The sequence below is a fragment of the Tabrizicola sp. genome, assembly GCF_022842145.1.
Classification (GTDB): domain Bacteria; phylum Pseudomonadota; class Alphaproteobacteria; order Rhodobacterales; family Rhodobacteraceae; genus Tabrizicola.
Genome location: NZ_JALHQD010000009.1, coordinates 64,220 through 88,667 on the forward strand (window position 1 = coordinate 64,220; position 24,448 = coordinate 88,667).

26 protein-coding genes and 1 tRNA gene are annotated in these 24,448 nt (G+C 66.2%); 8 read left to right on the plus strand and 19 right to left on the minus strand.

The genetic code is table 11. The annotated features are described in order from the left end of the window. Positions 1-39: 39 nt before the first annotated feature. The 5 genes from Q0C42_RS18325 to Q0C42_RS18345 all read right to left on the minus strand — a co-directional run bounded on the left by Q0C42_RS18325 (position 40) and on the right by Q0C42_RS18345 (position 5,426). Positions 40-1,260 carry an NAD(P)/FAD-dependent oxidoreductase gene (locus tag Q0C42_RS18325; protein WP_295079368.1) on the minus strand — a complete coding sequence of 407 codons (1,221 nt, stop codon included), beginning with the start codon at positions 1,258-1,260 and terminating at the stop codon, positions 40-42. Positions 1,261-1,362: 102 nt separating this feature from the next. Then, positions 1,363-2,034 carry a DUF1028 domain-containing protein gene (locus Q0C42_RS18330; RefSeq protein ID WP_295079371.1) on the minus strand — a complete coding sequence of 224 codons (672 nt, stop codon included), beginning with the start codon at positions 2,032-2,034 and terminating at the stop codon, positions 1,363-1,365. Further along, entirely contained in the window at positions 2,031-2,453 is a 423-nt protein-coding gene (locus Q0C42_RS18335; protein ID WP_295079373.1) for a RidA family protein, read from the minus strand. The genes Q0C42_RS18330 and Q0C42_RS18335 overlap by 4 nt, the downstream gene beginning before the upstream one ends. Positions 2,454-2,592: 139 nt before the next feature. Continuing rightward, on the minus strand, positions 2,593-4,671 hold the full coding sequence (locus Q0C42_RS18340) for an FAD-dependent oxidoreductase (RefSeq protein WP_295079376.1): 2,079 nt from the start codon (positions 4,669-4,671) through the stop codon (positions 2,593-2,595). Continuing rightward, the gene (locus Q0C42_RS18345) at positions 4,671-5,426 is read right to left on the minus strand and encodes a nitrilase-related carbon-nitrogen hydrolase (RefSeq protein ID WP_295079379.1); all 756 of its coding nucleotides are present in this window, start codon (positions 5,424-5,426) and stop codon (positions 4,671-4,673) included. Before Q0C42_RS18345 ends, Q0C42_RS18340 begins: the two co-directional genes overlap by 1 nt. Positions 5,427-5,549: 123 nt before the next feature. Between Q0C42_RS18345 and Q0C42_RS18350 the strand changes: the two genes are divergently transcribed. Continuing rightward, on the plus strand, positions 5,550-6,332 hold the full coding sequence (locus Q0C42_RS18350; protein WP_295079382.1) for a helix-turn-helix transcriptional regulator: 783 nt from the start codon (positions 5,550-5,552) through the stop codon (positions 6,330-6,332). Between the two features lie 3 nt (positions 6,333-6,335). On the opposite strand, the gene pstA is transcribed toward Q0C42_RS18350, so the two are convergent. From pstA to Q0C42_RS18380, 6 genes are all read right to left on the minus strand, one after another. After that, positions 6,336-7,685, minus strand: a complete 1,350-nt coding sequence (pstA, locus tag Q0C42_RS18355; RefSeq protein ID WP_295079385.1) for a phosphate ABC transporter permease PstA — start codon at positions 7,683-7,685, stop codon at positions 6,336-6,338. Then, positions 7,682-9,142, minus strand: coding sequence for a phosphate ABC transporter permease subunit PstC (gene pstC / locus Q0C42_RS18360; protein ID WP_295079388.1), 1,461 nt, complete (start codon positions 9,140-9,142; stop codon positions 7,682-7,684). The genes pstA and pstC overlap by 4 nt, the downstream gene beginning before the upstream one ends. 63 nt (positions 9,143-9,205) lie before the next feature. Then, positions 9,206-10,255 carry a substrate-binding domain-containing protein gene (locus Q0C42_RS18365; protein WP_295079391.1) on the minus strand — a complete coding sequence of 350 codons (1,050 nt, stop codon included), beginning with the start codon at positions 10,253-10,255 and terminating at the stop codon, positions 9,206-9,208. Positions 10,256-10,375: 120 nt separating this feature from the next. Next, positions 10,376-11,959 carry a GMC family oxidoreductase gene (locus Q0C42_RS18370; RefSeq protein WP_295079394.1) on the minus strand — a complete coding sequence of 528 codons (1,584 nt, stop codon included), beginning with the start codon at positions 11,957-11,959 and terminating at the stop codon, positions 10,376-10,378. Continuing rightward, a complete protein-coding gene (locus Q0C42_RS18375) occupies positions 11,956-13,344 on the minus strand; it encodes an aldehyde dehydrogenase family protein (RefSeq protein WP_295079397.1) in 1,389 nt (462 codons plus the stop codon). Before Q0C42_RS18375 ends, Q0C42_RS18370 begins: the two co-directional genes overlap by 4 nt. Positions 13,345-13,391: 47 nt before the next feature. Beyond that, positions 13,392-13,874: a Hint domain-containing protein gene (locus Q0C42_RS18380; RefSeq protein WP_295079400.1), complete on the minus strand. Its 483-nt coding sequence runs from the start codon at positions 13,872-13,874 to the stop codon at positions 13,392-13,394. A 184-nt stretch (positions 13,875-14,058) separates the two neighbouring features. Here Q0C42_RS18380 and Q0C42_RS18385 point away from each other — a divergent pair. Continuing rightward, a tRNA-Leu gene (locus Q0C42_RS18385) sits at positions 14,059-14,143 on the plus strand. A 148-nt stretch (positions 14,144-14,291) separates the two neighbouring features. Further along, entirely contained in the window at positions 14,292-15,626 is a 1,335-nt protein-coding gene (gene tig, locus Q0C42_RS18390) for a trigger factor (RefSeq protein ID WP_295079403.1), read from the plus strand. 56 nt (positions 15,627-15,682) lie between these two features. Here the strand turns inward: tig and Q0C42_RS18395 are convergent, their stop codons facing one another. Further along, on the minus strand, positions 15,683-16,849 hold the full coding sequence (locus Q0C42_RS18395; RefSeq protein ID WP_295079406.1) for an acyl-CoA dehydrogenase family protein: 1,167 nt from the start codon (positions 16,847-16,849) through the stop codon (positions 15,683-15,685). 107 nt (positions 16,850-16,956) lie between these two features. Here Q0C42_RS18395 and Q0C42_RS18400 point away from each other — a divergent pair, with 107 nt between their 5' ends. Further along, on the plus strand, positions 16,957-17,643 hold the full coding sequence (locus Q0C42_RS18400) for a helix-turn-helix domain-containing protein (protein ID WP_295079409.1): 687 nt from the start codon (positions 16,957-16,959) through the stop codon (positions 17,641-17,643). On the opposite strand, the gene Q0C42_RS18405 is transcribed toward Q0C42_RS18400, so the two are convergent. The 5 genes from Q0C42_RS18405 to Q0C42_RS18425 all read right to left on the minus strand — a co-directional run bounded on the left by Q0C42_RS18405 (position 17,644) and on the right by Q0C42_RS18425 (position 20,830). Beyond that, complete coding sequence (locus Q0C42_RS18405; RefSeq protein ID WP_295079412.1) at positions 17,644-18,570, minus strand: DMT family transporter; 927 nt, start codon at positions 18,568-18,570, stop codon at positions 17,644-17,646. Between the two features lie 192 nt (positions 18,571-18,762). Beyond that, entirely contained in the window at positions 18,763-19,347 is a 585-nt protein-coding gene (rplI, locus tag Q0C42_RS18410; protein ID WP_295079414.1) for a 50S ribosomal protein L9, read from the minus strand. A 12-nt stretch (positions 19,348-19,359) separates the two neighbouring features. After that, complete coding sequence (gene rpsR, locus Q0C42_RS18415) at positions 19,360-19,587, minus strand: 30S ribosomal protein S18 (RefSeq protein WP_103256213.1); 228 nt, start codon at positions 19,585-19,587, stop codon at positions 19,360-19,362. A 20-nt stretch (positions 19,588-19,607) separates the two neighbouring features. After that, positions 19,608-20,060 (minus strand): 30S ribosomal protein S6, encoded by a 453-nt coding sequence (gene rpsF, locus Q0C42_RS18420; protein WP_295079417.1) that lies wholly within the window; start codon positions 20,058-20,060, stop codon positions 19,608-19,610. Between the two features lie 161 nt (positions 20,061-20,221). Then, positions 20,222-20,830, minus strand: coding sequence for a TetR/AcrR family transcriptional regulator (locus tag Q0C42_RS18425; protein WP_295079420.1), 609 nt, complete (start codon positions 20,828-20,830; stop codon positions 20,222-20,224). A 110-nt stretch (positions 20,831-20,940) separates the two neighbouring features. Between Q0C42_RS18425 and Q0C42_RS18430 the strand changes: the two genes are divergently transcribed. Both Q0C42_RS18430 and Q0C42_RS18435 read left to right on the plus strand, forming a co-directional pair. Continuing rightward, positions 20,941-21,618, plus strand: a complete 678-nt coding sequence (locus Q0C42_RS18430; RefSeq protein WP_295079423.1) for a PspA/IM30 family protein — start codon at positions 20,941-20,943, stop codon at positions 21,616-21,618. 40 nt (positions 21,619-21,658) lie between these two features. Then, on the plus strand, positions 21,659-21,943 hold the full coding sequence (locus Q0C42_RS18435) for a YiaA/YiaB family inner membrane protein (protein ID WP_295079425.1): 285 nt from the start codon (positions 21,659-21,661) through the stop codon (positions 21,941-21,943). A 51-nt stretch (positions 21,944-21,994) separates the two neighbouring features. Here the strand turns inward: Q0C42_RS18435 and Q0C42_RS18440 are convergent, their stop codons facing one another. Both Q0C42_RS18440 and Q0C42_RS18445 read right to left on the minus strand, forming a co-directional pair. After that, complete coding sequence (locus Q0C42_RS18440) at positions 21,995-22,414, minus strand: PACE efflux transporter (protein ID WP_295079428.1); 420 nt, start codon at positions 22,412-22,414, stop codon at positions 21,995-21,997. Next, positions 22,411-22,998 carry a flavin reductase family protein gene (locus tag Q0C42_RS18445; RefSeq protein ID WP_295079431.1) on the minus strand — a complete coding sequence of 196 codons (588 nt, stop codon included), beginning with the start codon at positions 22,996-22,998 and terminating at the stop codon, positions 22,411-22,413. Before Q0C42_RS18445 ends, Q0C42_RS18440 begins: the two co-directional genes overlap by 4 nt. A 124-nt stretch (positions 22,999-23,122) precedes the next feature. Between Q0C42_RS18445 and Q0C42_RS18450 the strand changes: the two genes are divergently transcribed. Continuing rightward, positions 23,123-23,608 (plus strand): GNAT family N-acetyltransferase, encoded by a 486-nt coding sequence (locus Q0C42_RS18450; protein WP_295079434.1) that lies wholly within the window; start codon positions 23,123-23,125, stop codon positions 23,606-23,608. An 82-nt stretch (positions 23,609-23,690) separates the two neighbouring features. After that, entirely contained in the window at positions 23,691-24,437 is a 747-nt protein-coding gene (locus tag Q0C42_RS18455; RefSeq protein ID WP_295079437.1) for an EcsC family protein, read from the plus strand. Positions 24,438-24,448: the final 11 nt, after the last annotated feature.

The window sequence follows — 24,448 nt, forward strand, 5'->3', positions numbered from 1 at the left end:
CGGTGACGGCGGACGGACGCGCGACGCTTTTGGCCGACGTCAGCTGCCCTTGTCCGCCGCGATCAGCCCCGCCAAGCGTTCTGCGTCCTTCCAGGCGCCCCAGATGAAGGCCGAACCCCGGCAGGATAACCAGGGGAGGCCCACGAAATAGAGGCCGGGCACTTCTGTCACCCCGTCCTGGTGGCGGGGGCGGCCGTCCTCGCGGAAGATGGGCAGGTCGATCCAGCCGAAATCCAGCCGGAAACCGGTGGCCCAGATCACGGTGCTGACGCCCTCGCGGGTCAGGTCCAGCGCAAGCTGCGGCGCCGTCACGCAACCCGGCAGGGGCAGCAGGGTGCGAGCCTCGGGGTCCTCGGGCAGGTCCAGCCCGTGGGCCCTGGCATAGGCATCCGCCTCGTCCAGGACCGACAGGTAGTTGCGGTCGCCGTTGGCGATGTTGGTGGCGAGGTCTTCGGCGAAATGGAGCACGCCGTCGTGGTACGCCCCCGCGCGGCCCAAGAGGGTCACCCCCAACCCGGCAAGGCGGCGGAAGTCCATCGTGTGCCCGCCATAGGCGCCCGACACGGCGATGGTGACATGCTCGGTCCCCGGCGTCGGGGCCTTCATGTCCCACTTGCCAAGCTTGCCAAGCCACCAGACGAAATCCTGGCCCCGGTAGCGGCGCGGCGGCCGGTCATGCGGGCCGACCGAGAGAAAGACCTTGCGGCCTGCCCGCACCAGTTCTTCGGCGATCTGCGCGCCCGAGGAGCCTGCGCCGACGACCAGCACGGCACCTTCGGGCAATGCGCCGGGGTTGCGGTAGGCGTTGGAGTGCATCTGCGTGATCGCGGGATCGGTGATGACGGTCGGGATCACCGGCTTCTGGAACGGCCCCGTCGCGACGACGACGTGTCTGGCGGTGATGACCTCGTCGGGCGTGGTGGCGCGGAAGGCATCACCCTGACGCGACAGGCTGGTGACTTCGACGCCGGTGCGGATCGGCAGATGGCGGGACGTCGCGAAGTGTTCGAAATAGGCGGCGACGGCCTCTTTGCCGGCAAAGGCTTCGGGGGCGATGTCCTGAAACTCTGCCTCGGGAAAGCGGTCGTGCCAGGCCGGGCCGTTGGCGACCAGATTGTCCCAGCGCTCGCTCCGCCAGCGCTCGGCGATCCGTGCACGCTCCAGGACCAGATGCGGAACGCCGTGCTTGGCCAGATGCGCCGAGGTGGCGACGCCCGCCTGTCCGCCGCCGATGACCAGCGTGTCGATGGTTTCGGTCATGCGCGATTCCCCTTTCCGGAGGTTGGGATTTTCCGGGTGGCCACGGGCAATGTGTTGAAAAGGAATGGAAATGGAAATTGGTCCACTGTGGACACGGCAACCTTACGCATCCCCCGGCACCCCGTATTTCGGTGCCTGGGTGGGATCCTCTGCCCGCTGGACATAGGCCGCCATCTGCGGGGCGTAGACCTCCCAGGCCTGCCTCAGCATCCCGATCGGATCCTCTGCCCAATCGATCCGAAGATCGACCAGGGGCCAGCCAAGCCGGTCCGCGACCTTCAGCCCGGCCGAGTGCACCGGCCCCGCCTCGCCCCCGGCTTCAAGGCCCGCTTCCAGCGCCAGCATCAGCCGTTCGCCGAGGGGGCCCTTTGCAGTGGTGAAGGCCTCGACCATCGTCATCGGGACGAGTTCCCCGGCCAGCAGGTTCCCCCCGGCCGCACAGTCCGTCGCCCGTGCCTCGCCCCAGATGCCCAGCACCTGCCGCCCCGAATGGATCGCCGTCCGCCCCGCCCGGTCGACCACCAGAAGCTGACGGTAGTCGATATGGGGACGGTCGCGGGTGACGGCCGCAAGAGCCTTATCCGCCGGAAGGCCCGCTTCCAGCTGGTCGAGAATGAGGGGGCCAAGGCCCGGATCGGTGATGTTCTGGCTGGCGACCGCCCCAACTGCGGCCCGGACATGCGCGCAGCGGCCCGCGACGGCGGGCGAGGAGGAAGAGATGGCCATGCCGAACTGCCCCGTCTTCGCGCAGCGGGCGACGATCGAGAAGGTCATTCCGCGTCGTCCGGAATCACGGCGGTCCCGTCGATCTCGACCAGCCAGGAGGGACGGGCCAGCGCCGTGACGACCACCCCGGTCGAAACCGGATGCACGCCTTTGATATACTCCCCCATCGTCCGGTAGACGGCCTCGCGGTGGCGCACGTCGGTGAGGTAGACCACGACCTTGCAGAGATGCTCCATCTTGCCGCCCACCTCTTCCAGAAGCTGGCGGATGTTCTGCATCACCTTGTGGGTCTGCTCGACCGGGTCATGGCTGCCGATGTCACGGGCGGTATCCAGGTCCTGCGGGCATTGGCCGCGCAGAAACACGATCCGCCCCCGCGCGACGACGGCCTGTGCGAGGTCGTTGTCCAGCTTCTGTTCCGGGTAGGTGTCTTTCGTGTTGAACTTGCGGTGGCGGAAGTGGGTCATGTCGGGTCCTTGTGGCGGGCGGTTGTCGAATGGAGCGCGTTCCGCGCGCGGCTTTTGTCTCGGCCCTGCGTGTGAAGAACACGCAAGGCCTCGGCGAGCCTCCGGCGGGGATATTTGGTGCCAGGTGAAAGCTGCGCGGTCATGGCAGGAGGCTTGCTTCCGGGGCCAGTGCCGCGATTTCACGGCGGAAGGTGAGGGCGTCGCCCTGGTCGGGCTGGTCGAGGGCTTCGGCCCAGTTCCGACCGGCGTAGGTGGCCCAGGCGATGGGACCGGGGGCGGCGGCGTCGCCGATAAGTTGGATCGACTTGATGCCGGCGGCCCGCCAGTCGAGGGATTTTGTCGTGTGGTAGAGCTGGTCGTTCGGGGTGCGGGAGGTGACGTGGACCAGCGCCTCGGTCGGCAGAACGGTGTGGCGGTCGGTCCAGATGCAGCCAAGAACAATCTCTTTGGCCGCAATGGCTTCCGGTGCCTTGCTGAGGTGGATTTCAACACCGATCTCCAGAAGGCGGCGCATGATGGTGGCCTGTTCCAGGGTGTTGTGCGTCCATTCCGCGACCTTCACGGCGGGGGTAATGAAATGGACCCTGTTCCCCTTCGCGACGAGAAGCTCGGCCAGGACTGAACCCATGTAGAAGTGGTCGTCGTCGTAGAGCGCGACGGTCTGGCCTTCCGGGGAGCGGCCCGCCATCAGGTCGTCGGGGGTGTAGAGCGGCATCGCGGCATCGGTCGGGATCGGGTGGAGGTGAAGCCGTGCGACGGCATCGCGGCGCCAGGTGGCCCCGGTGGCGATGGCGACGTGGTCGGCACCCATCGCCAGGACATCATCGGGGGTGAGCGGGCTGTCGCGGTAGATCTCGACGTTGGGCAGGGGGGCCAACTGGCCCGTGCGGTAGTCGGCGACGCGACCCCAGGCGGAGAGGCCGGGGAGGGTGCGCTCCCGGGCGACGCGGCCGCCGAGGGTGGTGGTGGCTTCGGCCAGTGTGACCTTGTAGCCGCGTCTGGCAGCTTGCAGGGCGGCCTCCAGGCCGGTGGGGCCCGCGCCGACGATCAACACGCTTTCGGACGGACCCTTGGCGCGCGCACGCTCGGGATGCCAGCCCTTGCGCCATTCCTCCATGAAGGCGGTGTTCTGGGTGCAACGGCTGATGGCGCCGGTCATGTCACCAGAGACGCAGATGTTGCAGCCGATGCATTCGCGGATGTCTTCATAGCGGCCTTCCTGGACTTTGAGCGGCAGGAAGGGGTCGGCGATCGAGGGACGCGCGGCGCCGATGAAGTCGAGGATCCCCGCCCTGATCTGGCGGACCATCGCATCGGGCGAAGTGAAGCGGCCGACGCCGACGACGGGTTTCGGGGTAAGTTCCTTGATGCCGCGAACGAGGTCTTCCTGCGCGCCTTCGTCCTTGAAACGGGACGTGCCAGAGCAGCCTTCCCAAGTGCCTTGGGCCAGGTCCCAGAGGTCGGGGAGGTCTGCGTGCATGGCGATGAAGTCGCGCAGTTCGGCGTTGGAAAAGCCGTAGGCACCGGCTTCGTGCAAGCTCATCCGCAGGGTGACGGCAAGTTCGCCTTTTGTGGTTTCGCGTGCATCTTCAACGATCTCGCGCAGGAACCTCGACCGGTTTGTGAGGTCGCCCCCGTATTCGTCGGTCCGATGGTTGGTGGCGCGGCTGAGGAAGTGCTGCAGGATGCCGAAGCCATGCGCGCCGTACAGGCAGATGAGGTCGAAGCCCGTTTGCTGGCTGCGGCGGAAGGCGTTGCGGAACCAGCGGCGGAGGTTGCGGATATCCTCCTTGTCCATCGTGCGGGCCTGGACCGGGTCGGAGGTGAAGGTCAGGATCGGGCCGCCGGTGACGGCCAAGGGCACTTCGCGGCTGTAGAGGTTCGGGCCATTGATGCCGGAGTAGGCGAGCTGGACGCCCGCGAGCGCGCCGTGGGACTTCATCGCCTCGGCCATGTGGGACAGTGCGGGGAGATCGCGGTCGTCCCAGAGGTGCTGTTCGATGAAGGGGGTGATTTCGGAGGTCGGATGGATCTCGGTCTGTTCGGTGAAGATGACGCCCCAGCCGCCCTCGGCCTTGGTGCGGCGCATCTCGACCACGGCGGAGGGGTCGCGGTAGCCGCCGCCGTTGCAGTGGGGGACCTGGTAGAAGCGGTTCTTGGCGGTCTTGGGTCCGATCTGCAGGGGTGTGAACAGGATGTCGTGGCGGGGGTCGCGCATCAGATGGCTCGGAAGTCGGCGGACTGGGTGGACAACCGCGCGGGGTCACGCGGGGGGATGTCGGCGATCAGGAGGGTGGGCGTCTCGCCGGCCTGGGCCAGGACTTCGCCGTGGGGACCGGCGATGGTGGAGAGGCCGACGTAGGTCAGGTCGCCTTCGGTCCCGCAGTAGTTGGCGTAGACGATGGTGACGCCCTGGCTTGCGGCCATTGCGGGGACCGTGGCGCGCGGGACGTAGGTGAAGGGGGCCATGTTCGCGGTGGGCACCAGGATGAGGGTGGCGCCGCGGTCGGTCAGGGCCTTCACGTGGGGTGCGAACTCGATATCGTAACAGATCAGGATGGCTGCGGTTTCGGTCCCGAGCCGGAAGGTGGGCAGGCTGTCACCCGGGCGGTAGAGCGCGGCCTCACGCGGGCCGTAAAGCTGCACCTTGCGGTAGTTGCAAAGGAGTGTGCCGTCGGGGCCGAAGCAGGCGGCCGAGTTGTAGACGCGGTCGCCGTCGCGTTCGGCATAGCCGATGACCAGGGCTGTCGCGTGGCTTTTGGCGGCGGCGGCGAGGCGCTGCATGGGCGCACTGTCGAGAGAAAGCGCCTGCGCAGTGATGTCGGGCTGGTTGTAGCCGGGAAGCCAGACTTCGGGCAGGACGAGGGCCTGCGCGCCCAGTGCCGAGGCGGCGGTAAGGGCGGCCTCGGCCTGGGCGCAGGCGGCTTCGAGGTCGGAGGCTGGGGACGTGCCCTGCCAGAGTGCCAAACGCATCGGGTTCTCCTGTCGTTGCTTGGCCATCCTGAGTGAGGCCCGGTGCGTCGGCTATACCCCTTGGAATTCCTCCCACTGCTAGTTTAACTGGTCCCGGGGGTATATACCCCCAGTGAGGTATGCATGAGGGAACCCGCGACGGGGGTCGAACCGCAGCTGGCCAGGGTCATCGCAGCCCTAGGCAAGCCCCAGTTCGAGGAGGCGCTTTGGCAGATGCTGCTGGCGCTTGCGCGACCGGACAACATGCTGGTGCTGGGCTACAGCGATGGCGGGCCGGCGCTGGAGCTGTGCCGTCGGGCGGGGAACGAGCGGGTCTTTGCGCGGCTGCAAAGCACCTACATGGCGGGCGCGTTCCGGCTGAGCCCTTTTTACGGGCTGCACCTGCAGCGCGCCGATGAGGGGCTTTACCGGCTGCGCGACATTGCGCCGGACGCGTTCCAGCGGAGCCGCTTTTATGTCGAATACTTCGGGCAGACGACGATCATCGACGAGGTGGCGTTCACTGTCTGGCTGGGCGCGGGGCTTTCACTGAACCTGTTTCTGGGCCGGGATGGTCAATCGGGGAAGGTCTTCTCGCCCGCCGAGATTGCGGCCTGCCGCCGGATCGCGCCGGTTGTCGCGGAACTTGCGCGGGCGCATTGGCCGGTGCCGAAACTGGCAGCGCCGCTGGTCGAGGATACCCCGGCCCGGCTTGCGGCCGCGGCCGAGCAGCGCCTGGGGATCGGGTTGTCGCCCCGGCAGGCTCAGGTGGCGGTGCTGATCCTGAAGGGGCATTCGACGCTGTCGATCGGGCTGAAGCTGGGGCTCTCGCCGCAAACGGTGAAGGTCTTCCGCAAGCAGCTTTACGCGCGTTGCGCGATCTCCTCGCAAGCTGAACTTTTCGCGCTGATGCTGCCCTTGCTGTAGCGCCTACCAGCGGCGTTCGAACTTTCGGCGCAGGAGGATGGCGGCGACGTTCATCACGACGAGGAAGACCAGAAGCACGATGATCGCGCCGTTCGAGCGTTCGATGAAGGCCGGGTCGGCGCGGCTGGCCCAGGAGTAGACCTGGACGGGCAGGGCAGTCGCGGGATCGAGGAAGCCCTCCGGCGGGGCAGAGGGGTAGTTGTCGACGAAAGCCACCATGCCGATCAGCAGAAGGGGCGCGGTTTCGCCAAGGGCCGAGGCAAGCCCCAGAATGGTGCCGGTCAGGATGCCGGGCATCGCCAAGGGCAGGACGTGGTGGAAGACGGTCTGCATCTTCGACGCCCCGACCCCAAGTGCTGCATCGCGGATCGAGGGCGGCACGGCCCGGATCGCAGAGCGGGTTGCGATGATGATGGTGGGCAGGGTCATCAGGCTGATGACGAGCGCGCCGACAAGCGAGGAAGATTGCGGCAGGCCCGCGAAGTTGATGAAGACGGCAAGGCCGAGGATGCCGAAGACGATGGAGGGCACCGCGGCAAGGTTCGAAATGTTGACCTCGATCGCGTCGGTCCAGCGGTTCTTTGGCGCAAATTCTTCAAGGTAGATCGAGGCGGCGACGCCGACAGGAACGCACATCACCAGAACCATCAGCATCATGTAGGCCGAGCCGAGGAGGGCCACGCCCAGGCCGGCGGCCTCGGGGCGCTGGTCGGAGGCGTCGGGATTGGTGAAGAAGGTCCAGTTGAAGGAGGACCGGACGATGCCCGCGTCGCGCAGCTGTTCGACAAGACGCAGCTGATCCGGGCTGATCTGGTTGTCCCGTTCCGCCGTCTCATAGGTCACGCGGCCCTTGAGAAAACCGTCCACTCGTCCCGCGGCAAGGATGGTCGCGTCGATTGTGGTTCCGATCAGATCGGGGTTCGCAAGAACCTGGGCGCGCAGGGTGCCCGCGGCGTCCTTCGAGATCAGCTCGCCGATTTCCTTGTCCGAGACGCCTTCCTGCGTGATTCCGCGCGCGTCGAGTTCCGCCAGGAACGCCTTGGACAGCACCTTCTGGTAGCCGACGGTGGTGACCTTGCCCATTTCCTCGGGGTTGCGGTTGCCCTTCGGGTCCAGCGTCTGGGCCGACAGCTCGACCGGATAGGTGAGCGTGGCTTGATTGAAGGACGACACGCCGTCGCGCAGGATGGTGAAAAGCATCACCGCCAGCGTGAGAAGCGAGATGGCGATGGCCGCCAGACCATAAAGCCGGAAGCGGACCTCGGCGGCGTTGCGCCGTTTCATGTCGGCGCTGGCGGTCAGGATCGACTGCCGGGGGCGCTTGGTCGGGTTGGCGGCGGAGATATCGGTCATTCGTACTGCTCCCGGTACTTCCGGACGATCCAGAGGGCGAAGATGTTGAGGCCGAGGGTGATGACGAAGAGCGTCATGCCAAGCGCGAAGGCGACAAGCGTTTCCGGTGCGGCGAAATCGGTGTCGCCGGTCAGCTGGCCGACGATCTTGACGGTCATCGTGGTCATCGCCTCGAACGGGTTGAGCGACAGCTTGGCGGCGGCGCCCGCACCCATCACGACGATCATCGTCTCGCCGATGGCACGCGACGCGGCCATCAGAATCGCGCCGACGATGCCGGGAAGGGCTGCGGGCAGGAGCACCTGGCGCACGGTTTCGGACTTGGTGGCCCCAAGTCCCAGGCTGCCGTCGCGCAGGGATTGCGGCACGGCGTTGATGATGTCGTCCGACAGCGAGGAGATGAAGGGGATGTTGAGGATGCCGATCACGATGCCCGCGGTCATTACGGACGATCCGGAGTTGCCGAGGCCCAAGGGTTCGGCGAACCAGTCGCGCAGCGCGGGGCCCACGGTCACCAGGGCGAAGATGCCGAAGACCACGGTGGGGATGCCGGCGATGATCTCGATCAGCGGCTTGACCCAGGCGCGAGTCCGGCGCGAGGCGTATTCGGCAAGGTAGATCGCGGCGAACAGGCCGATGGGGATGGCGACCAGCATCGAGATGAGGGTGATGTAAAGCGTGCCCCAGATCAGCGGGATGATGCCCAGGTCGGAGCCGCCGCGGAAATTGGGCGACCAGGTCAGGCTGAAGAAGAAGTCCTGCGCCGGGTATTTCGTGAAGAAGTCGAAGGTTTCCGACACCATCGACCAGACGATTCCCACGGTGGTCAGGATCGCGATGGACGAGGCGGCGATCAGCAGCGCCAGGATCACGCGTTCTACCCGGTTGCGTGCGCGAAAGTCGGGCCGGGCTCGCGTCAAGCCCCAGAAGACGCCCAGGATGGCAAGAACCAGCACGAGGACCGTGCGGCCCGCGGCCCCCCAGTGCGACTGCGCGCGGTAGTCCTGCGCGGCGGTCAGAACTTCGGGGGAAACCTCGGCGGCCAGAGCCACGCCGGAGGCGGCGAGGAGGGCGCGCACATCGGTCGAGCCGGTGCCAAGGGCCTGCACCTCGCTCTCGCTTACCGCTCCGCTGGCGATTGCGGCGTCAAGACCGCCCGCGACGCGCCGGATGTCGGCCAGGGTCAGCTCGGCCGTGGTCGCGTCCGCGACCAGCGCAGCGGGAAGACCAGAGGAAATGCGGGCCTCGATCACCATCGGCTGCACGATCAGCCAGACGACCAGGGCGGCAAGGGCGGGGATGAGCACCGACAGGGCGGCATACCAACCGTAGTAGCCGGGCAGGGAGTGCAGAAGCCGCGGATTGCCCCGGACCGAGGCCAAGGAGCGTTGCCGGCCCAGGAAGAAGGCGGCGATGGCCAGCACGGCGACGGCGGCAAGAAGCATCAGGACGGACATGCGGGGCTTCCGGAAGCGTTCGGGAAAGGGAAAGGCGGGGCCCGAAGGCCCCGCCCGATCAGTTTATTCCAGCGGACCCATCGGGGTCTCGGCGGCGAGCGCCTCTTGCGTCGCGGCCAGTTCCGGGTCGGACACGAGGCCGTATTCCGCCAGCGGGCCATCAGGACCGGCCATGTCATCGCTGACGAAGAACTCGATGTATTCCTTAAGGCCGGGGATGACGCCGATATGCGCCTTCTTGACGTAGAAGTAGAGCGGGCGGGACACCGGGTATTCGCCCGAGGAGATCGATTCGGTCGAAGGGACGATGCCGGACATGGTCGCCACTTGCAGCTTGTCGGTGTTGTTCTGGTAGAACGACAGGCCGAACACGCCGACGGCGTTCTTGTCGGCTTCGAGGCGCGACAGCGTCTCGGTGTAGTCGCCGTCGATGTCGACCGACTTGCCATCGGTGCGCAGCTCCATGCAGGCCTTGTCCGCGTTGCCGGCCTTTTCCTTGTCGTCCGCGCCTTCAGCGGTGGCCAGGAACAGGTCATGCGCGCCGGTTTCCTTGCAGCCGGCAATGATCACCTTGGTGTCGAACACTTCGCGGGTGCCGTGTTTGGTGCCGGGAACGAAGGCCAGGATGTCCTGGGCGGGCAGGGCCGGGTTCACTTCGGCCCATTGGGCGGCGGCGTTGTCGGCAAGGGCACCGTCCTTGACGGTCTTGGCGGCCAAGGCGTTGTAGACGTCGGCCGGGGTCAGGGCAAAGGCCGGACCTTCGACGGCCGAGGCGAAGACGATGCCATCATAGCCGAAGCGGACTTCCATGATCTCTTCGACGCCGTTGGTCTTGCACAGGTCGATGTCGGACTGCGAAATGCGGCTGGACGAGTTTGCGATGTCGACGGTGTTCTCGCCAACGCCTTCGCAAAGCTTCTTGCGGCCCGCACCCGAGCCGCCGCCTTCCACGACCGGGGTCGGGAAGTCGAAGTTCTCGCCGAAGGCCTCGGCGACGATGGTGGCGTAGGGCAGCACGGTGGACGAGCCGGTGACCTGGATCTGGTCGCGGGCAGCGGCGGGCATCGCGGCGGCGAAGGCCAGCACCGAAACGGTGAGGGGGAAGGATTTCATCGTAGCACTCCTGATATCGTGCAGCGTCTTTTGGCGGCCCTTCTGGGCTGACCCGGCTCTAGTCCCGTCGGGTGACGCTTAGATTGCAGAATTGTAAAAGCTGTGTGACAGCGGGATGTCTCAGGCACGCCCAAGCATCATCCGGGCGATGTTTTCCGCGATCATCATGGTGGGGGCGTTGGTGTTGCCCGCCACGAGCTGCGGCATGAGCGAGGCATCGACGACGCGCAGACCCTCCACGCCCCTGACCCGGCCCTGCGGGTCGGTGACCGACGCGGGATCGAGACCCATCCGACAGGTGCCGACCGGGTGATAGATCGTCTCGGCCCGGGCGCGGATGTCAGCTTCCAGTTGGGCATCGGTGGTCACCGCGGGGCCGGGAAGCGTTTCCCGGGCGATGTGTCGGGCGAGGGCGGGTGCTCTGGTGATCGCGCGGGCGATCTTCAGGCCGTCCAGCAGCACCGGCAGGTCGTCCGGGTGGGACAGGTAGTTCGGCGAAATCCGGGCGGCCGCCATCGGGTCCGGCGAGGCCAGGCTGATCGACCCCCGGCTTTTCGGCATGAGGTCGCAGACATGCAGCGTCAGCCCGTATCCCCAGGACAAACTCCGCCCGTGGTCATGAAGAAAGGCGGGGATGAAGTGGAATTGCAGGTTTGGCCGGTCTCGGCTGGAGTCCGAGCGGACAAATCCCCCGGCTTCGGCCACGTTCGAGGTGAACTCTCCCTGACCGCGGCGGAGGTAGGCCCAGGCGGCGCGGACGGCCCGTGGCAGGAACGAGGGTGCGATGCCGATGGCCGTGCGGTCGGCCAGCGCGGCCTGCACCGTGATGTCCAGATGATCGGCCAGGTTGGCCCCGACCTCGGGCGCGTCCTGAAGGACCGGCAGACCCATGTGCCGCAGATGCGCGCCGGGGCCGATGCCCGACAGCATCAGCAGTTGCGGCGAGTTGATGGCCCCGCCCGACAGGATGACCTCGCCACCGTCCAGCACCTCGATAGTCCGGTCGCGCAGTTGCACGGCTTTGGCGCGGCGGCCCTGGAAGATCACGCGCAGGACCTGCTCTTTGGTCAGGACGGTCAGATTGGGACGGTGGCGCACCGGAGCCAGAAAGGCGCTTGCGGCGTTCCAGCGCCGCCCGTCGCGCTGGGTGACCTGGAAGAGCCCGATGCCGTCCTGGACGGCACCGTTGAAGTCGGGGTTTTCCGGGTGGTTCAGTTGGTGTCCCGCCTCGACGAAGGCGCGGCTTAGCGGATTTGCCTGTGTGAGGTCGCTTACGGTCAGCGGTCCGCCCTGACCGTGATGGTCGTCCTTGATGGACCTGTTGTCCTCAAGGCTCTTGAAGATGCTGCGAACCTGGGGCCAGTCCCAGTCCGGCCCTGCTGCCCTGGCCCAGTCGTGGTAGTCCTGCGGGTGGCCGCGCATGTAGATCATCGCGTTGATCGAGGACGAGCCGCCCAGCACCCGGCCGCGCGGCCACCAGAGACGGCGGTTCCTCAGCTGCGGCTCCGGGTCGGTCTCGTACCCCCAGCTCAGCCAGCGCATGTGGGCAAGCGCCGCCAGGCCGAAGGGCATGTGGATCATCGGATTGCGGTCGGGCGGACCGGCTTCGATCAGGCAGACGCGGATGGCCGGGTCCGAGGAGAGGCGGTTTGCCAGCAGGCAGCCCGCCGATCCTGCGCCGACGATGACGTAGTGGAAGCTCATCCAAGTATCCGCTTGATCAGACCGATCAGTCGCATGACGCTGGGGGTGTAAGGCGGGAAGATCAGTGGCAGCACCAGAAACCGGTTCCGCAGCACGGCCCGTTCGTGGCTGAAGGCGACGAACCCATGTTCGCCATGCGCGGCCCCGATGCCCGAGGTATTGACGCCGCCGAACGGCAGGTTGGGATGGGTGAACTGGACAAGGGTCAGGTTCACGCCCACCCCGCCCGAGGTGGTGGCGCGGATGATCCGGTCGACGCGCGCCCCGTCCCGGTCGAAGACGTAAAGCGCCAGCGGTTTGTCCCCGGCATTGATCGCCGAAAGCACGCTGTCGAGGTCGGTATAGGTCAGGATCGGCAGGATCGGACCAAAGATCTCCTCCTGCGACAGTCGCATGTCGGGCGTGATGTCGGTGACAAGCTGCGGTGGCATCGCCTGACCGTCGGGTTTTGCGGGAAGCAAGGGCCGCCCGCCTTTCTGCACGGCGTCCGCGAGCAGGGCCGTCAGGCGCTGGGCATGGTCGGGCGTCACGATCCGGGCCAGATGCGGGCTGGCCTCCCCTTCGCCATAAGCCCGCGAGATGCGCGCGCGCAGCGCGGCAAGGAAGGGTTCGCGGACCGAGGCGTGGACGTAAAGGTGGTCGGGCGCGATGCAGGTCTGACCCGCGTTCACGAACTTGCCGAAGGTGATCCAGTCCGCCGCGCGCTTCAGGTCGGCGTCCGGGCCGACGATGACGGGGGACTTGCCCCCAAGTTCCAGCGTGACGGACGCCAGCGTCCTTGCCGCAGCCGCCATGACGATCCGACCAACAGCGGGGGAGCCGGTAAAGAAGATGTGGTCGAAGGGCAGGGCGAGAAGCTCTTCGGCCACGCTCTTGTCGCCCTCTACCACGGTGACAAGGTCCGGCGAGAAGGTCTCGGCGATCAGGCGGGCGAGCAGGGCGCTGGTGGCGGGCGTCATCTCGGACGGCTTCAGGATTGCCGCGTTTCCCGCCGCGAGGCAGGATACCAGCGGGCCGATCGCCAGCTGGAAGGGGAAGTTCCACGGCGCGATGATCAGGCAGGTGCCGCGCGGCTGGCGTTCGATCCGGCCCGAGGCACCGAAGCTGGCAAGTGCGGGCCAGACCCGGCGCGGACGCATCCAGCGGCGCAGGTGGCGGCGGACGTGGGCGATGTCCTGAAGCACCGGCAGGTAATCGGACAGGATCGCCTCGGCCTCGGGTCGGCCAAGATCAGCCTGGAGTGCCGCGATCAGGGCCGCTTCGTTCCGCCGGACGGCACTGGCCAGACGGTCCAGCGCGGCGCGACGTTCGGACAGACCGAAGGACAGGCGACGGGTGTCGTTGCCCGCCTTCATGCGGGCGAAAAGGGAAGCGGCGCTGGTCATGGCGCAAGCTTAGTCGATCCTTGCGTCACTCCTAGTGCGACGCAGCGTCAGGCAAGCTCGGGCAGGAAGGCGGGGCAGGCAAGTTCCAGCCCTTCGGCATAGATCACCTCGTCTTCGTCGAAGCGCAGGGTGAACAGGCGGACCTGAGCATGGGTTTCAAGGCAGATGAACTCGCCATCCGCCAACCGGGCTGCGGGGACGGCCGCGACCGGGGTCCCGAAGATCGCCCTGGCACGCCAGTCGCGGATCAGGATCGGTTGGCCGGGCGACACCAGAAGGTCCTGTTCGGGCCGGTCGTGGCCCAGAGTGGAAGCGCGGATCCGCACGAGGTCGACCATCTTGCGGGCCTGGACCGAAACCGAGGTCAGCTTTCGCGTGCCGCTGCGGGTGACGATCCGGTCGCCCGGCGTCAGGTATTCGACGGGCAGGACGCCGTCGAGCGTCCGGACCATGGTGCCCGCCAGCATACCCGCCTGGGGTTCCACCCCCGCGCCACCGGCCGATCTGGAAAACGGAGCCTCGAAGTCCATTCCCGCGTCCCTTCTTCAATCTTCGACCCAGTTCTGATGCCGGTTTGTGGTCCGCATTCGATGCCAGTTCGTTGATTTCGGGGCAGATGTGTCCGCAAATCGGCGGCTGTGGCGCAATTGGGGCAGCGCATTTGACCCCTCGCGCCCCGGTCAAGCCTTTGCTAGAAGGCCCACAGGCTGGTCGGCGGGTGTGGCGAAACTGGCAGACGCACTGGATTTAGGTTCCAGCGCCGCAAGGCATGGGGGTTCAAGTCCCTTCACCCGCACCAGCCGCAACCCGTGCGTCCGGCTGGCGATTCCCCCTTACATCGGACCAAAAGCTTTGCTATCAGGCCCGCCAACGCGCGCAGGGTTCCGCCCTGTGCCCGCGGACTATTGCGCATCCGCGCCCGAATGAACCAGGAAGGACGTCCCCCCATGCAGGTCACCGAGACCCTGAACGAAGGCCTCAAGCGCGGCTACACCATCACGGTGACGGCGGCCGAACTGGACGCGAAGGTCCAGGAAAAGCTGCTTGAGGCGCAGCCCGAGGTCGAGATCAAGGGCTTCCGCAAGGGCAAGGTCCCGCTGGCGATCCTGAAAAAGCAGTTCGGCACCCGCATCCTGGGCGACGCGATGCAGGAAGCCATCGATGCTGCGATGAAGGACCACTTCGACAAGTCCGGCGACCGCCCGGCGCTGCAGCCGGAAGTCAAGATGGTTGGCGGCGACGCCTGGAAAGAGGGCCAGGATGTCGTGGTCGAGATGTCCTACGACGCGCTGCCTCCGATCCCCGAGGTCGACGCCGGCAAGCTGAAGCTGGACCGTCTGATCGTGAAGGCCGACGAGAAGGCGATCGAAGAAGCTTTGACCAACCTGGCCGGTTCGGCACAATCCTTCGATGACCGCAAGAAGGGCGCCAAGGCCAAGGACGGCGACCAGATCACCATCGACTTCAAGGGCTCGGTCGACGGTGAGCTCTTCGAGGGCGGCTCGGCCGAGGATTACCCGCTGGTGCTGGGCTCCAACTCGTTCATCCCGGGCTTCGAGGCGCAACTGGTCGGTGCCAAGGTCGGTGACGAAGTGTCGGTGAACGTCTCGTTCCCGGAAAACTACGGCGCGGCCCACCTGGCCGGCAAGGCTGCCGTCTTCGCCTGCACCGTCAAGGCGGTGAAGGAGCCGAAAGCGGCCGAGATCGACGACGAGCTGGCCAAGAAGTTCGGCGCTGAGGATCTGGCTGCCCTGAAGGCCCAGATCGCCGAGCGTCTGGAAGCCGAGTACAAGGGCGCTGCCCGCGCCGTGATGAAGCGGTCGCTACTGGACCAGCTGGACGGCATGGTCACGTTCGACCTGCCTGCGAACCTGGTCGATGCGGAAGCCAACCAGATCGCCCACCAGCTGTGGCACGAAGAGCATCCCGAAGAGCACGGCCATAACCACGGCACCATCGAGACCACGGACGAGCACAAGAAGCTGGCCGTGCGTCGCGTGCGTCTGGGCCTTCTCCTCGCCGAAATCGGTCGCAAGGCCGACGTCACCGTGACCGACGCCGAGATGACCCAAGCTGTTCTTGCCGCTGCCCGCCAGTATCCGGGGCAGGAGCGTCAGTTCTTCGAATTCGTCCAGAAGAACCAGCAGATGCAGCAGCAGCTGCGCGCGCCGCTTTTCGAGGACAAGGTCGTCGATCACCTGGTGAGCCTGGCCAAGGTCAGCGACAAGGAAATCTCGAAAGAGAAGCTTCAGAAGGCCGTCGAGGCCCTGGACGAGATGTAATCGGACCTCAGGTCCGACAGGATGGGGCCGCACCTTCGGGTGCGGCCTTTTTCGTTTCAGAAGATGCGTGAGACGTCGCCGCCCGTCGCCAGCGTTCCGGCATAAAGTGCGGCCCGGTCCGCCCGCATCGGGTGATAGCGCGCGCCCTGGATGTCGCGGAAGATCCGCTCCAACCCGGTCTTGCGCAGGAAGCCTTCGCCGCCCGCGAGGTCCATCGCCAGACTTGCGGTTGCCAGGGCGGCCTCGACCACCAGGGTCCGGTCCTGCATCACGCGGTTGATGCTTTGCGCCGAGGGTGGCTCTTCGGCAATGGTGCTGACCATGTCCGCCAGAGCCAGACGGGCTGCGCGCAGTTGGGTCTCCATCTCTCCCGTGAGGTGCGCGTTGCGCCGCGCCTCGGGACGGGAGGTTTCCAGCGCCACCGCGCGGTCGCGGGCGGCTTCGGCCAGACCGGTATAGACCGCGTAGATCAGCGGGATGGCGATGGTGCCGATGATGTGGAACAGAGGGTGCCATTCGCCGGCCTTGCGCTTCAGGGCGATCTTGTCGTCGGGGATGACCAGCCCGTCGAAGTGCACGTCCTGCGATCCCGTTCCGCGCATGCCCATCGCGTTCCAGACTTCGTCGACGCGGACGCCCTTTGCGGTCAGAGCTGCGCCGAAATGCAAGACCATGGGCCCTTCCGGTTCATCCGCCACGGCCGCGGTCATCAGGACGGCGCCAAGGGGCGCCCCCGAGGCAAAGGCCTTGCGCGCGTCGATCCTGTAGCCGCCTTCGACCTTCTCGGCCCGGCCTGCGCCCCCGACCCAATCCCCGCCGCCGGAGGACATCAGCACGATGCGTTCGGTGGCGATCCGGCGCAGCAAAGGTTCCACCGCCGCCTTCGCCGCCGGTTGGTTCTGCCAGCGCCAGGCCGGGATCGCGACCTGGTGGGTGTGCATCGCGAAGGCCAGTGCCGTCGCTCCGCAGCCATGCGCCAGACGGCGCAGCATGTCGGCCAGTTCGGCGACCGAGGCCCCGCCGCCCCCCAGTTCCACGGGCACCCCCGCCTCGATCAGACCTTCCTCTTTCAAACGCGCGTAGTTCTCTGCTACAAATGACCCCTCGGTGTCGTGGCGTTCGGCCCGCGTGGCGAAGTCCTGGGCCAGCCGGTCGGCCTTCTGCGCAAGGGTTTCAGACACTGCGGTGCCAGTGTGTCCGTCCAGTTCAGTCGCAAGTGACATTTGGTGCTCCTATGCATTTGGTCCCTTTCGGACTGGGTACAGGGTCGATCCACAGGCCCGAGTCGGTCCAGTTCTGGGACTGAACCGCGGGCCGCAGGGAGGATGCGATGACGAACGCCAGCTATGGACAGTTCTGCCCCCTCGCGATGGTGTCCGAGATCCTGTGTACGAGGTGGACGCCTCTGGTCCTGCGCGAGCTGCATTGCGGCAGCACGCGCTTCAACGATCTGCGGCGGGGCGTGCCGAAGATGTCGCCGGCACTTCTGTCCAAGAGATTGAAAGAATTGACGTCGGTCGGCGTGGTCGAGGTCCGCCGGCGCGATGGCAACCCGGAATATCACCTGACGCAAGCGGGGCTGGAGCTGCGCCCTCTGGTTGATGCGATGATGCTGTGGGGGCATGTCTGGGTGGAATCGACTGTCACGCTGTCCAAGCTCGATCCCTCACTTCTGATGTGGGACATCCGTCGCGGGATCCGACCGGACCCGCCGCTGCCCAACCGGCGAACGATACAGTTTCTGTACCCCGACCTGGTGCCGGCCGATCAGAACTGGTGGCTGGTGGTCGAGGACAGCGAGGTTGGCCTTTGCTACGTCGATCCGGGTTACGAGATCGACCTCCTGGTCACCGGTTCCCTGCGGTCGGTGACTTCGGTCTGGATGGGCCTGTCCCGGCTGTCGCAAGAGGTTGCGGCAAAGCAGGTGCAGATCGACGGCGATCCGACACTGGCGCGGCAGATGGGGCTTTGGCTGGAAAGCCACCCGATGAACAAGGTACCGCGCCGGGTATCGTGATCAGGCGGTGGCCGGTTCCGGATCCTTGCGGATCACGATCAACCCCGCGCCGATGATCACCGCAATGCCCGCCCAGGCGAGGGTGTCCGGGATGTTGTCCCAGAAAAGCCAGCCCCAGAGCAGGCCCCAGAACATGAAGCTGTACTCGAACGGCGCCACGCTGGCCGATGGCGCGACGCGGTAGGCATAGGTCAGAAGCGTCAGCCCGATCGCGGCGATCAACCCACATGATGCCATGAGCAGCAGGTCGGTCATCGGAGGCGTGACCCAGCCCCGTGTCATGAAGGCGAGCGAGGGGTGCGACGCCCCGGCGAAGGCTCCGCTGCCGTAGATCGCGGACAGGGCCAGCGCGCAGAGAAAGAAGCAGACATTGCCCCAGAACGCCATTGCGGCGGCGGATTCGGTGCGCCCGAGGCGTCCGGCCGCGATCATGGAGAGGGCATAGCCAAGCGCGCCGAGGATCGGCAGCAGAGCGGCCAGATCGAACCCGCTGCCCCCGGGTTTGACCACAAGGAGGACACCGGCAAACCCCACGGCCACTGCGACAAGCGACGCCGTGCTGACCCGCTCGCGCAGGATCAGGACGGCGGCCAGGGTGATGAAGAGCGGGCTGGTGAAGAACAGCGCGATGGTGTCGGCCAGGGGCAGATAGGCCAGACCCAGGTAATAGGCGGTGTAGGCCACGAAGTTCAGCAGGCCGCGCGCCAGCATCTTCCACCAGCCCGGCGTGGTGATGGTCGAGAGCCTGCCGTCGAACCACCAGACGATGGCCAGGTGGAAGGGGAGCGCGGTGAGGCTGCGGATCAGCATCGCCTGGTGCAGCGGATAGTCACCCGACAGAAGCTTCAGGATGACGTCCTGGACCGAAAAGATCGCGATGCCCAAGGTCAGGGCCAGGATACCGCGGTGGGTGGCTGTCATCTGCATGGGGGCCACGCTATCCGGGCGGGACACCGGGGCTATCCTGCGCCCGACACGGGCTGGTCAACGCGCGGCAAGCTTTGCGGCGGTTGCCGCTGACAGTGCGGCGCCCGCTCCATCCCTTGATTTACCTGACCCGCAGAAAGAAAAACCGCGCCCGGTTGCCCTGGCGCGGTCTGGTCGTTTTGGTGCGCGAGATCAGTCGCGGCCGAGGTCGGCCCCGTCTTGGGCAGCGCCCATTTCGTCGAAGAGCTCGGCGATTTCGAACTCGGCTTCGGCTTCCGCTTCGGCCGCAAGCTCGGCAATCGACTTGCCCGAGGCCTGCAGTTCGGCTTCTTCCACCGAGCGGGCCACGTTCAGGCGGACCTTCACGGTGACTTCCGGGTGAAGCTGCACGGAGACGGTGTGCAGGCCCAGGTCCTTGATCGGACGATCCAGGATGATCTGGCCACGGTGGACGGTGAAGCCCGCGTCGGTCGCGGCTTCCGCGGCGTCGCGCGGGGTGACCGAGCCGTAAAGTGCGCCAGCGTCCGATGCCGAACGGATCACCACGAAGGTCTGGCCGTCCAGCTTGGTGCCGACAGATTCGGCTTCCTTGCGGGTTTCCAGGTTGGTGGCTTCCAGCTGGGCTTTCTTCGCTTCGAACGATTTTACGTTGCTGTCGTTCGCGCGCAGCGCCTTGCCCTGCGGCAGCAGGTAGTTGCGAGCATAGCCGTCCTTGACGTTGACGACTTCGCCCATCTGGCCAAGCTTGGCCACGCGTTCCAGAAGGATCACTTGCATGTCATGTGCTCCTTATTTCACGGCATAGGGCAGCAGGGCCAGGAAGCGGGCGCGCTTGATGGCCTGGGCCAGTTCACGCTGCTTCTTCGCCGAGACTGCGGTGATGCGGGACGGAACGATCTTGCCGCGCTCGGAGATGTAGCGCTGCAGAAGACGCGTGTCCTTGTAGTCGATTGCCGGAGCATTGTCGCCCGAGAAGGGGCAAACCTTGCGGCGGCGGAAAAACGGTTTGTTCGCCATGATATGTGTCCTTTCTCAGATCAACGACGCGGAGCGCCGAACGACGGGCGGTCGCCACGGTCGCCGCGGTCACCACCGAAGCTGGGGCGTTCGCGACGTTCGCCGCCGAAACCACCACGGTCGCCGCGGTCGCCACGCTCTTCACGCTCGTCGCGCTTCTGCATCTGGACCGACACGCCCTCGGTGTGCTTGTCGACCTTGATGGTCAGCACGCGCATCACGTCGTCGTGCAGGCGCATCAGGCGTTCCATTTCCTGAACGGCCGCGGCAGGCGCGTCCGACTTCAGGAAGGCATAGTGGCCCTTGCGGTTCTTGTTGATCTTGTAGGCCATCGTCTTGACGCCCCAGTACTCGTTCTCAACGACTTTGCCGCCGTTGTCCGCGAGGACGGTCGAGAAGTGTTCGATAAGGCCTTCGGCTTGCGCGTTGGACAGGTCCTGGCGCGCAATGAAGACATGCTCGTAAAGAGGCATGCTGGCTTCCTTCGTTTCAGGGCGGCTTCATAGGACGGGCAAAGAACCTTTCCGCAGCCCGTCCACGAGAGGCATCGCCGGTTCATGGATAAGCGGAAAGATGCGGCCTTATACAGTGTGCCGCTTTGGGCGCAAGGCTTATCGGGCGGGGGGGCCTGGTCTTACACCTTGCCGGTGCGCGCGACCTTCGCGCCCAGCACCAGCGCGCCGACCAGGGCCGCCACCTCCTGTCGCAGAAACGGCTCGGGCACGCCCACCAGGCGGCCCTGCAAGGCGAGATGCACCACGCCATGTACGGCACCGAACAGCGTGCGCGCGCGCAGGCGGATCTCGTCGTCCGGCAGGTCGGGGCGCAGGCTTTTCAGAGGTGCCATGATGCGGGCAATCAGCACCTCGTGCTCCTGCCGGTACCAGTCGGGCATGTCGACCCCTTCGGGCAGGCGATGTTCAAACAGCGCCGACCAGAGGCGCCGGTTTTCCAAGGCAAAAACGGCGTAGGCATCGGCCAGGCCCAGCGTCACCGCCTCGGGGCCTTCCGCGCCAGAGGTGGCGGCAAGGGCCGCGCCCATTCGCTCCAGCGTGCGGGAATTGACGCGCATCACCAGTTCATCAAGGTCCGCCACCGCATTGTAGATCGCCCCCAGCGCGCAACCCGCCCGCTGTGTCACATCGCGCGCCTTCAGACCCATGAGGCCTTTTTCGGCGATCTCCGTCTCGGCGGCCGCGATCAGGCGGGTACGAAGATCGGTCTTTCGGTCCGTGTCCGGCATGGCGGTCTCCTGGTGACGCTACGTTACTTGAACGACGTTCAGAAAAGAACTTGAACGGTGTTCACGATTGCTGCATCTTGTGAACACTGTTCATACACCGGGAGATGCCGATGTTCAATACGATCATCACGCTGGTCAGGGGGCGCAGTCACGATGCCGCCCAGGCCCTTGAGGACGCCAACGCGCTGTCGATCCTGCGCCAGCAGCTGCGCGATGCGGCGGCTGGGGTGGAGGCGGCGCGCCGCTCGGTCGCGGTCGTCATGGCCTATGCCGAACGCGAGCGGAAATCGCTGCCGCGGATCAATGCCCAGATCGCCGACCTTGAGGGCAGAGCCATCGCCGCCCTGGCGCAGGGGCGCGAGGACCTTGCAACCGAAGCCGCCGCCGCCATCGCCCAGCTTGAGGCCGAGCGGAGGACGACCGAGGCGGCCCTTGCGACCTATGAGACGGAAATCGCCCGCCTGCGCGACGAACTGGGCGGGGCGGAACTGCGGCTGCGCGACTTGAAGCGGGGACTGCAACTGGCCGACGCGGCGCAGAAATCGCAGACCGTGCGCGGTGTCGTCAGCCGCCCGGTCACGGCGTCGCTGGCCGAGGCCGAAGCAACCCTGACCCGCCTGCAATCGCGGCAACTGCACGCCGAGGCAACTGCCCTTGCCGTAGTGGAGCTGTCGGCGGGTCAGTCCGCCGAAGCGATCTCGGCCCGTCTGGCCGCGGCAGGCTGCGGCCCGAAGGTCCGCCCCGATGCCGCGGCCGTCCTGGAACGGCTGAAACTGAAATCCGCCTGACCCCCTGACCTGATCTCAAATCCATAGAAGGAACCCTGAAATGAGCGATATCATGCAACCGACGATCCGCACCTCGCAGGCTTACACGATGTTCAGCTACGTGAACTTCGCGGTGGCCGCCGTGATGATGGCGGGCGGCGTCTACTTCCTGGAGGCCAGCTTCGCCGCCAAGGGCTTCTATGCCATGGCCGCGCTGATGCTGGTCTCGTCGACCGTCGGCATCACCAAGGCCGTGCGCGACAAGGAGGAGTCCGACCGGCTGCACAACAAGCTGGAGGAAGCCCGGACCGAGCGGCTTCTGGCCGAGGTTTCGCGCGACCGCTGATTGACCGCAGATCACCAGCCGGGGCCGCACAGGCCCCGGCTTTTCCATGACCTACCGCGCCGAGACGGGCAGGCCGAAGATCCGGTCGAAACCCCAGGTGAAGAGGTAGGTGTAGATCATGAAGATCGCGATCAGCCCCGCCTCGTACCCCAGCGCCTCCAGATATCCGACCTGCAGCCACCAGGCCATGACCGGGATGCAGATCAGGACGAGGCCGCCCTCGAACAGGACGGCGTGGGCCGTGCGCCGGCGGAGTGAGCGGCCCTTGACCGCCTGTCGCGCCTCCCAGGCTTCGAAGATCGTGTTGAAGGCGTAGCTCCAGCAGAGCGCGATGGTCGCGGTCAGGGTCGACAGGGCCAGCGAGGACCCGGCACTGGCGTCGGACAGAAGCCAGAGATAGCCCGCTCCGAAAAGCGTCCCCAGCGCCTCGAACGAGACGGCGTAGACGATCTTTCGGCGGGTCGGCGTCATCCCTTGGCAGGGTCTTTCGGGCGGCGGAGTTCCCGCACTTCGCGGACGAAGGTGTAGTCGTGATAGCCAAGCCGCGCGGCGGGGACGTAGCGCGACGGGTCCAGGCGACCGTCGACCAGGCAATCGTCGCGGATGTGGATGCCCACGACCTCGCCCAGCATCAGCTTTTCCGGGCCGATCAGGTCGACAAGCTTGACCACCCTACACTCCAGCGTCGCGGGCGCGTCGGCCACACGGGGGCAGTCGATGGAGACGCATTCCGCCTTGGCCACGCCTGCGGCCAGAAATTCGTCGGTCCCGCGCGGGAACCGCGCCGAGGTTGCGTTCATTGCCTCCAGCGCCACTTCGGCCACGATGTTCACCGCGAAGACCCCGGTTTCCATCGCGTTGACCATGCTGTCGCGGTAGTCGCCGGCGAACATCACCTGCGGCGGGGTGTAGCCCACGGCGTTGAAGAAGGAATACGGCGCGAGGTTGTCGCCCGTCCCTGCGCGGGTGGAAATCCAGGCAATAGGCCGGGGTGAGACGATGGCCGAGAAGGGACTGTGCGGCAGCCCGTGACCCTCGGCGGGACGGTAGAACATGATGGACCCTGTTTCACAAATTGATCGTCACACTGCGCCATGTTACGGCGCGATTCCAGTGGGTTCGCGCGAGTGATTTTTGGCCCGCGGATTCGGCAGGCACTTCGGGTGGGATCATCAGCGCGTGTACAAGCTTGAGGAAGAGACCGAGGACGACTGGTGGGAGGTCGAGGCGCTTTATGACCTCTGCTTTGCCCCCGGCCGTACGGCGTTGTCCTCATACCGGCTGCGCGACGGGGTGCCCACGGTCGCACCCCTTTGTCTGACGCTGCGCGACGACAGCGGGGCACTGGCCGCCGTCATCCGCTACTGGCCCGCGCTGATTGGCGAGCACGACATCCTGCTTCTTGGTCCCATCGCGGTCCACCCGACGCACCAGGGCGAAGGCCTTGGCGCGCTCTTGATCAACGAAAGCCTGGCCGAAGCCCGGCGTCTGGGGTGGGAGCGGGTGATGCTGGTGGGCGACGCCCCCTATTACAGCCGCTTCGGCTTTCGCAAGCTGGACGGGATAGAGATGCCGCCGCCGACGAACCCCGACCGCATCCTGGGGCTGGAGCTGAAAGCCGGAGCCTGGCAAGGCGTCACCGGGATGGTCACCAAAGCGACCTGAGCCGGCTGCTTTCGCATTGCCCCGACTTCCCATTGCCCCGCCTTCCCATTGCACAGAATACAAGCGGCCCCATATCAAGCGGATGGAAAATACCCTGCCCACTTCGCCCGACTTTCCCGCCCAGGTCGCTGACCTCGCCCGCCGCTACAAGCGCGCGAATGGCCCGGTGATCCGCCTGGTCAACCGGCTTGGCGGGACGCTGGAAAACCAGCTTTCGGCGCTGCCCGATGGCTTCCGGGGACAGATCGAGCGACTGACCGCCCAGGCGCTGGAGACATCCTACGGACTGGCCTCTCGGGCACCGGACATGGGGCAGCGTGCTCCGATGGTGGCGGCGATGGCGGCCGGGGCTGCAGGCGGGGCCGGGGGGTTGGCGACGTCGCTTGCCGAACTGCCGGTGACGGTGACGCTGTTCCTGAACACGATCCGCAGCGTGGCGCGGGAGGCCGGGCTTGATCCCGACGAGGACTGGGTGCGGGCCGAATGCCTGCAGGTCTTTGCCGCGGGCAGTCCCCTGGCGCAGGACGACGGGGTGAACACGTCGTTCGTTGCGTCCCGGCTGGCGTTGTCGGGGTCGGCTGTGCAAAGCCTGATCACCAGTATCGCACCGAAGCTGGCGGCCGTGCTGGGCCAGAAGCTGGCCGCACAGGCGGTGCCGATCCTGGGTGCAGTGTCGGGGGCGGCCCTGAATGCGGCCTTCCTGTCCTATTACCGCGAGGTCGCGCGTGTCCGGTTCGAGCTGGTGAAATTGGGTCAGCTTCACGGAGCCGATGTAGTGGAGGCCGAATTCCGCCTTGCCACCACTCCGCCAAAGGTGATCCGGGCTTGACCCGGTTGCAG

Bases quoted from the DNA above. Each gene is read 5' to 3' on its own strand.
- Q0C42_RS18325 (WP_295079368.1), bottom strand. From the start codon at position 1,260: ATGACCGAAACCATCGACACGCTGGTCATCGGCGGCGGACAGGCGGGC.
- Q0C42_RS18330 (WP_295079371.1), bottom strand. From the start codon at position 2,034: ATGACCTTCTCGATCGTCGCCCGCTGCGCGAAGACGGGGCAGTTCGGC.
- Q0C42_RS18335 (WP_295079373.1), bottom strand. From the start codon at position 2,453: ATGACCCACTTCCGCCACCGCAAGTTCAACACGAAAGACACCTACCCG.
- Q0C42_RS18340 (WP_295079376.1), bottom strand. From the start codon at position 4,671: ATGCGCGACCCCCGCCACGACATCCTGTTCACACCCCTGCAGATCGGA.
- Q0C42_RS18345 (WP_295079379.1), bottom strand. From the start codon at position 5,426: ATGCGTTTGGCACTCTGGCAGGGCACGTCCCCAGCCTCCGACCTCGAA.
- Q0C42_RS18350 (WP_295079382.1), top strand. From the start codon at position 5,550: ATGAGGGAACCCGCGACGGGGGTCGAACCGCAGCTGGCCAGGGTCATC.
- pstA (WP_295079385.1), bottom strand. From the start codon at position 7,685: ATGACCGATATCTCCGCCGCCAACCCGACCAAGCGCCCCCGGCAGTCG.
- pstC (WP_295079388.1), bottom strand. From the start codon at position 9,142: ATGTCCGTCCTGATGCTTCTTGCCGCCGTCGCCGTGCTGGCCATCGCC.
- Q0C42_RS18365 (WP_295079391.1), bottom strand. From the start codon at position 10,255: ATGAAATCCTTCCCCCTCACCGTTTCGGTGCTGGCCTTCGCCGCCGCG.
- Q0C42_RS18370 (WP_295079394.1), bottom strand. From the start codon at position 11,959: ATGAGCTTCCACTACGTCATCGTCGGCGCAGGATCGGCGGGCTGCCTG.
- Q0C42_RS18375 (WP_295079397.1), bottom strand. From the start codon at position 13,344: ATGACCAGCGCCGCTTCCCTTTTCGCCCGCATGAAGGCGGGCAACGAC.
- Q0C42_RS18380 (WP_295079400.1), bottom strand. From the start codon at position 13,874: ATGGACTTCGAGGCTCCGTTTTCCAGATCGGCCGGTGGCGCGGGGGTG.
- tig (WP_295079403.1), top strand. From the start codon at position 14,292: ATGCAGGTCACCGAGACCCTGAACGAAGGCCTCAAGCGCGGCTACACC.
- Q0C42_RS18395 (WP_295079406.1), bottom strand. From the start codon at position 16,849: ATGTCACTTGCGACTGAACTGGACGGACACACTGGCACCGCAGTGTCT.
- Q0C42_RS18400 (WP_295079409.1), top strand. From the start codon at position 16,957: ATGACGAACGCCAGCTATGGACAGTTCTGCCCCCTCGCGATGGTGTCC.
- Q0C42_RS18405 (WP_295079412.1), bottom strand. From the start codon at position 18,570: ATGCAGATGACAGCCACCCACCGCGGTATCCTGGCCCTGACCTTGGGC.
- rplI (WP_295079414.1), bottom strand. From the start codon at position 19,347: ATGCAAGTGATCCTTCTGGAACGCGTGGCCAAGCTTGGCCAGATGGGC.
- rpsR (WP_103256213.1), bottom strand. From the start codon at position 19,587: ATGGCGAACAAACCGTTTTTCCGCCGCCGCAAGGTTTGCCCCTTCTCG.
- rpsF (WP_295079417.1), bottom strand. From the start codon at position 20,060: ATGCCTCTTTACGAGCATGTCTTCATTGCGCGCCAGGACCTGTCCAAC.
- Q0C42_RS18425 (WP_295079420.1), bottom strand. From the start codon at position 20,830: ATGCCGGACACGGACCGAAAGACCGATCTTCGTACCCGCCTGATCGCG.
- Q0C42_RS18430 (WP_295079423.1), top strand. From the start codon at position 20,941: ATGTTCAATACGATCATCACGCTGGTCAGGGGGCGCAGTCACGATGCC.
- Q0C42_RS18435 (WP_295079425.1), top strand. From the start codon at position 21,659: ATGAGCGATATCATGCAACCGACGATCCGCACCTCGCAGGCTTACACG.
- Q0C42_RS18440 (WP_295079428.1), bottom strand. From the start codon at position 22,414: ATGACGCCGACCCGCCGAAAGATCGTCTACGCCGTCTCGTTCGAGGCG.
- Q0C42_RS18445 (WP_295079431.1), bottom strand. From the start codon at position 22,998: ATGTTCTACCGTCCCGCCGAGGGTCACGGGCTGCCGCACAGTCCCTTC.
- Q0C42_RS18455 (WP_295079437.1), top strand. From the start codon at position 23,691: ATGGAAAATACCCTGCCCACTTCGCCCGACTTTCCCGCCCAGGTCGCT.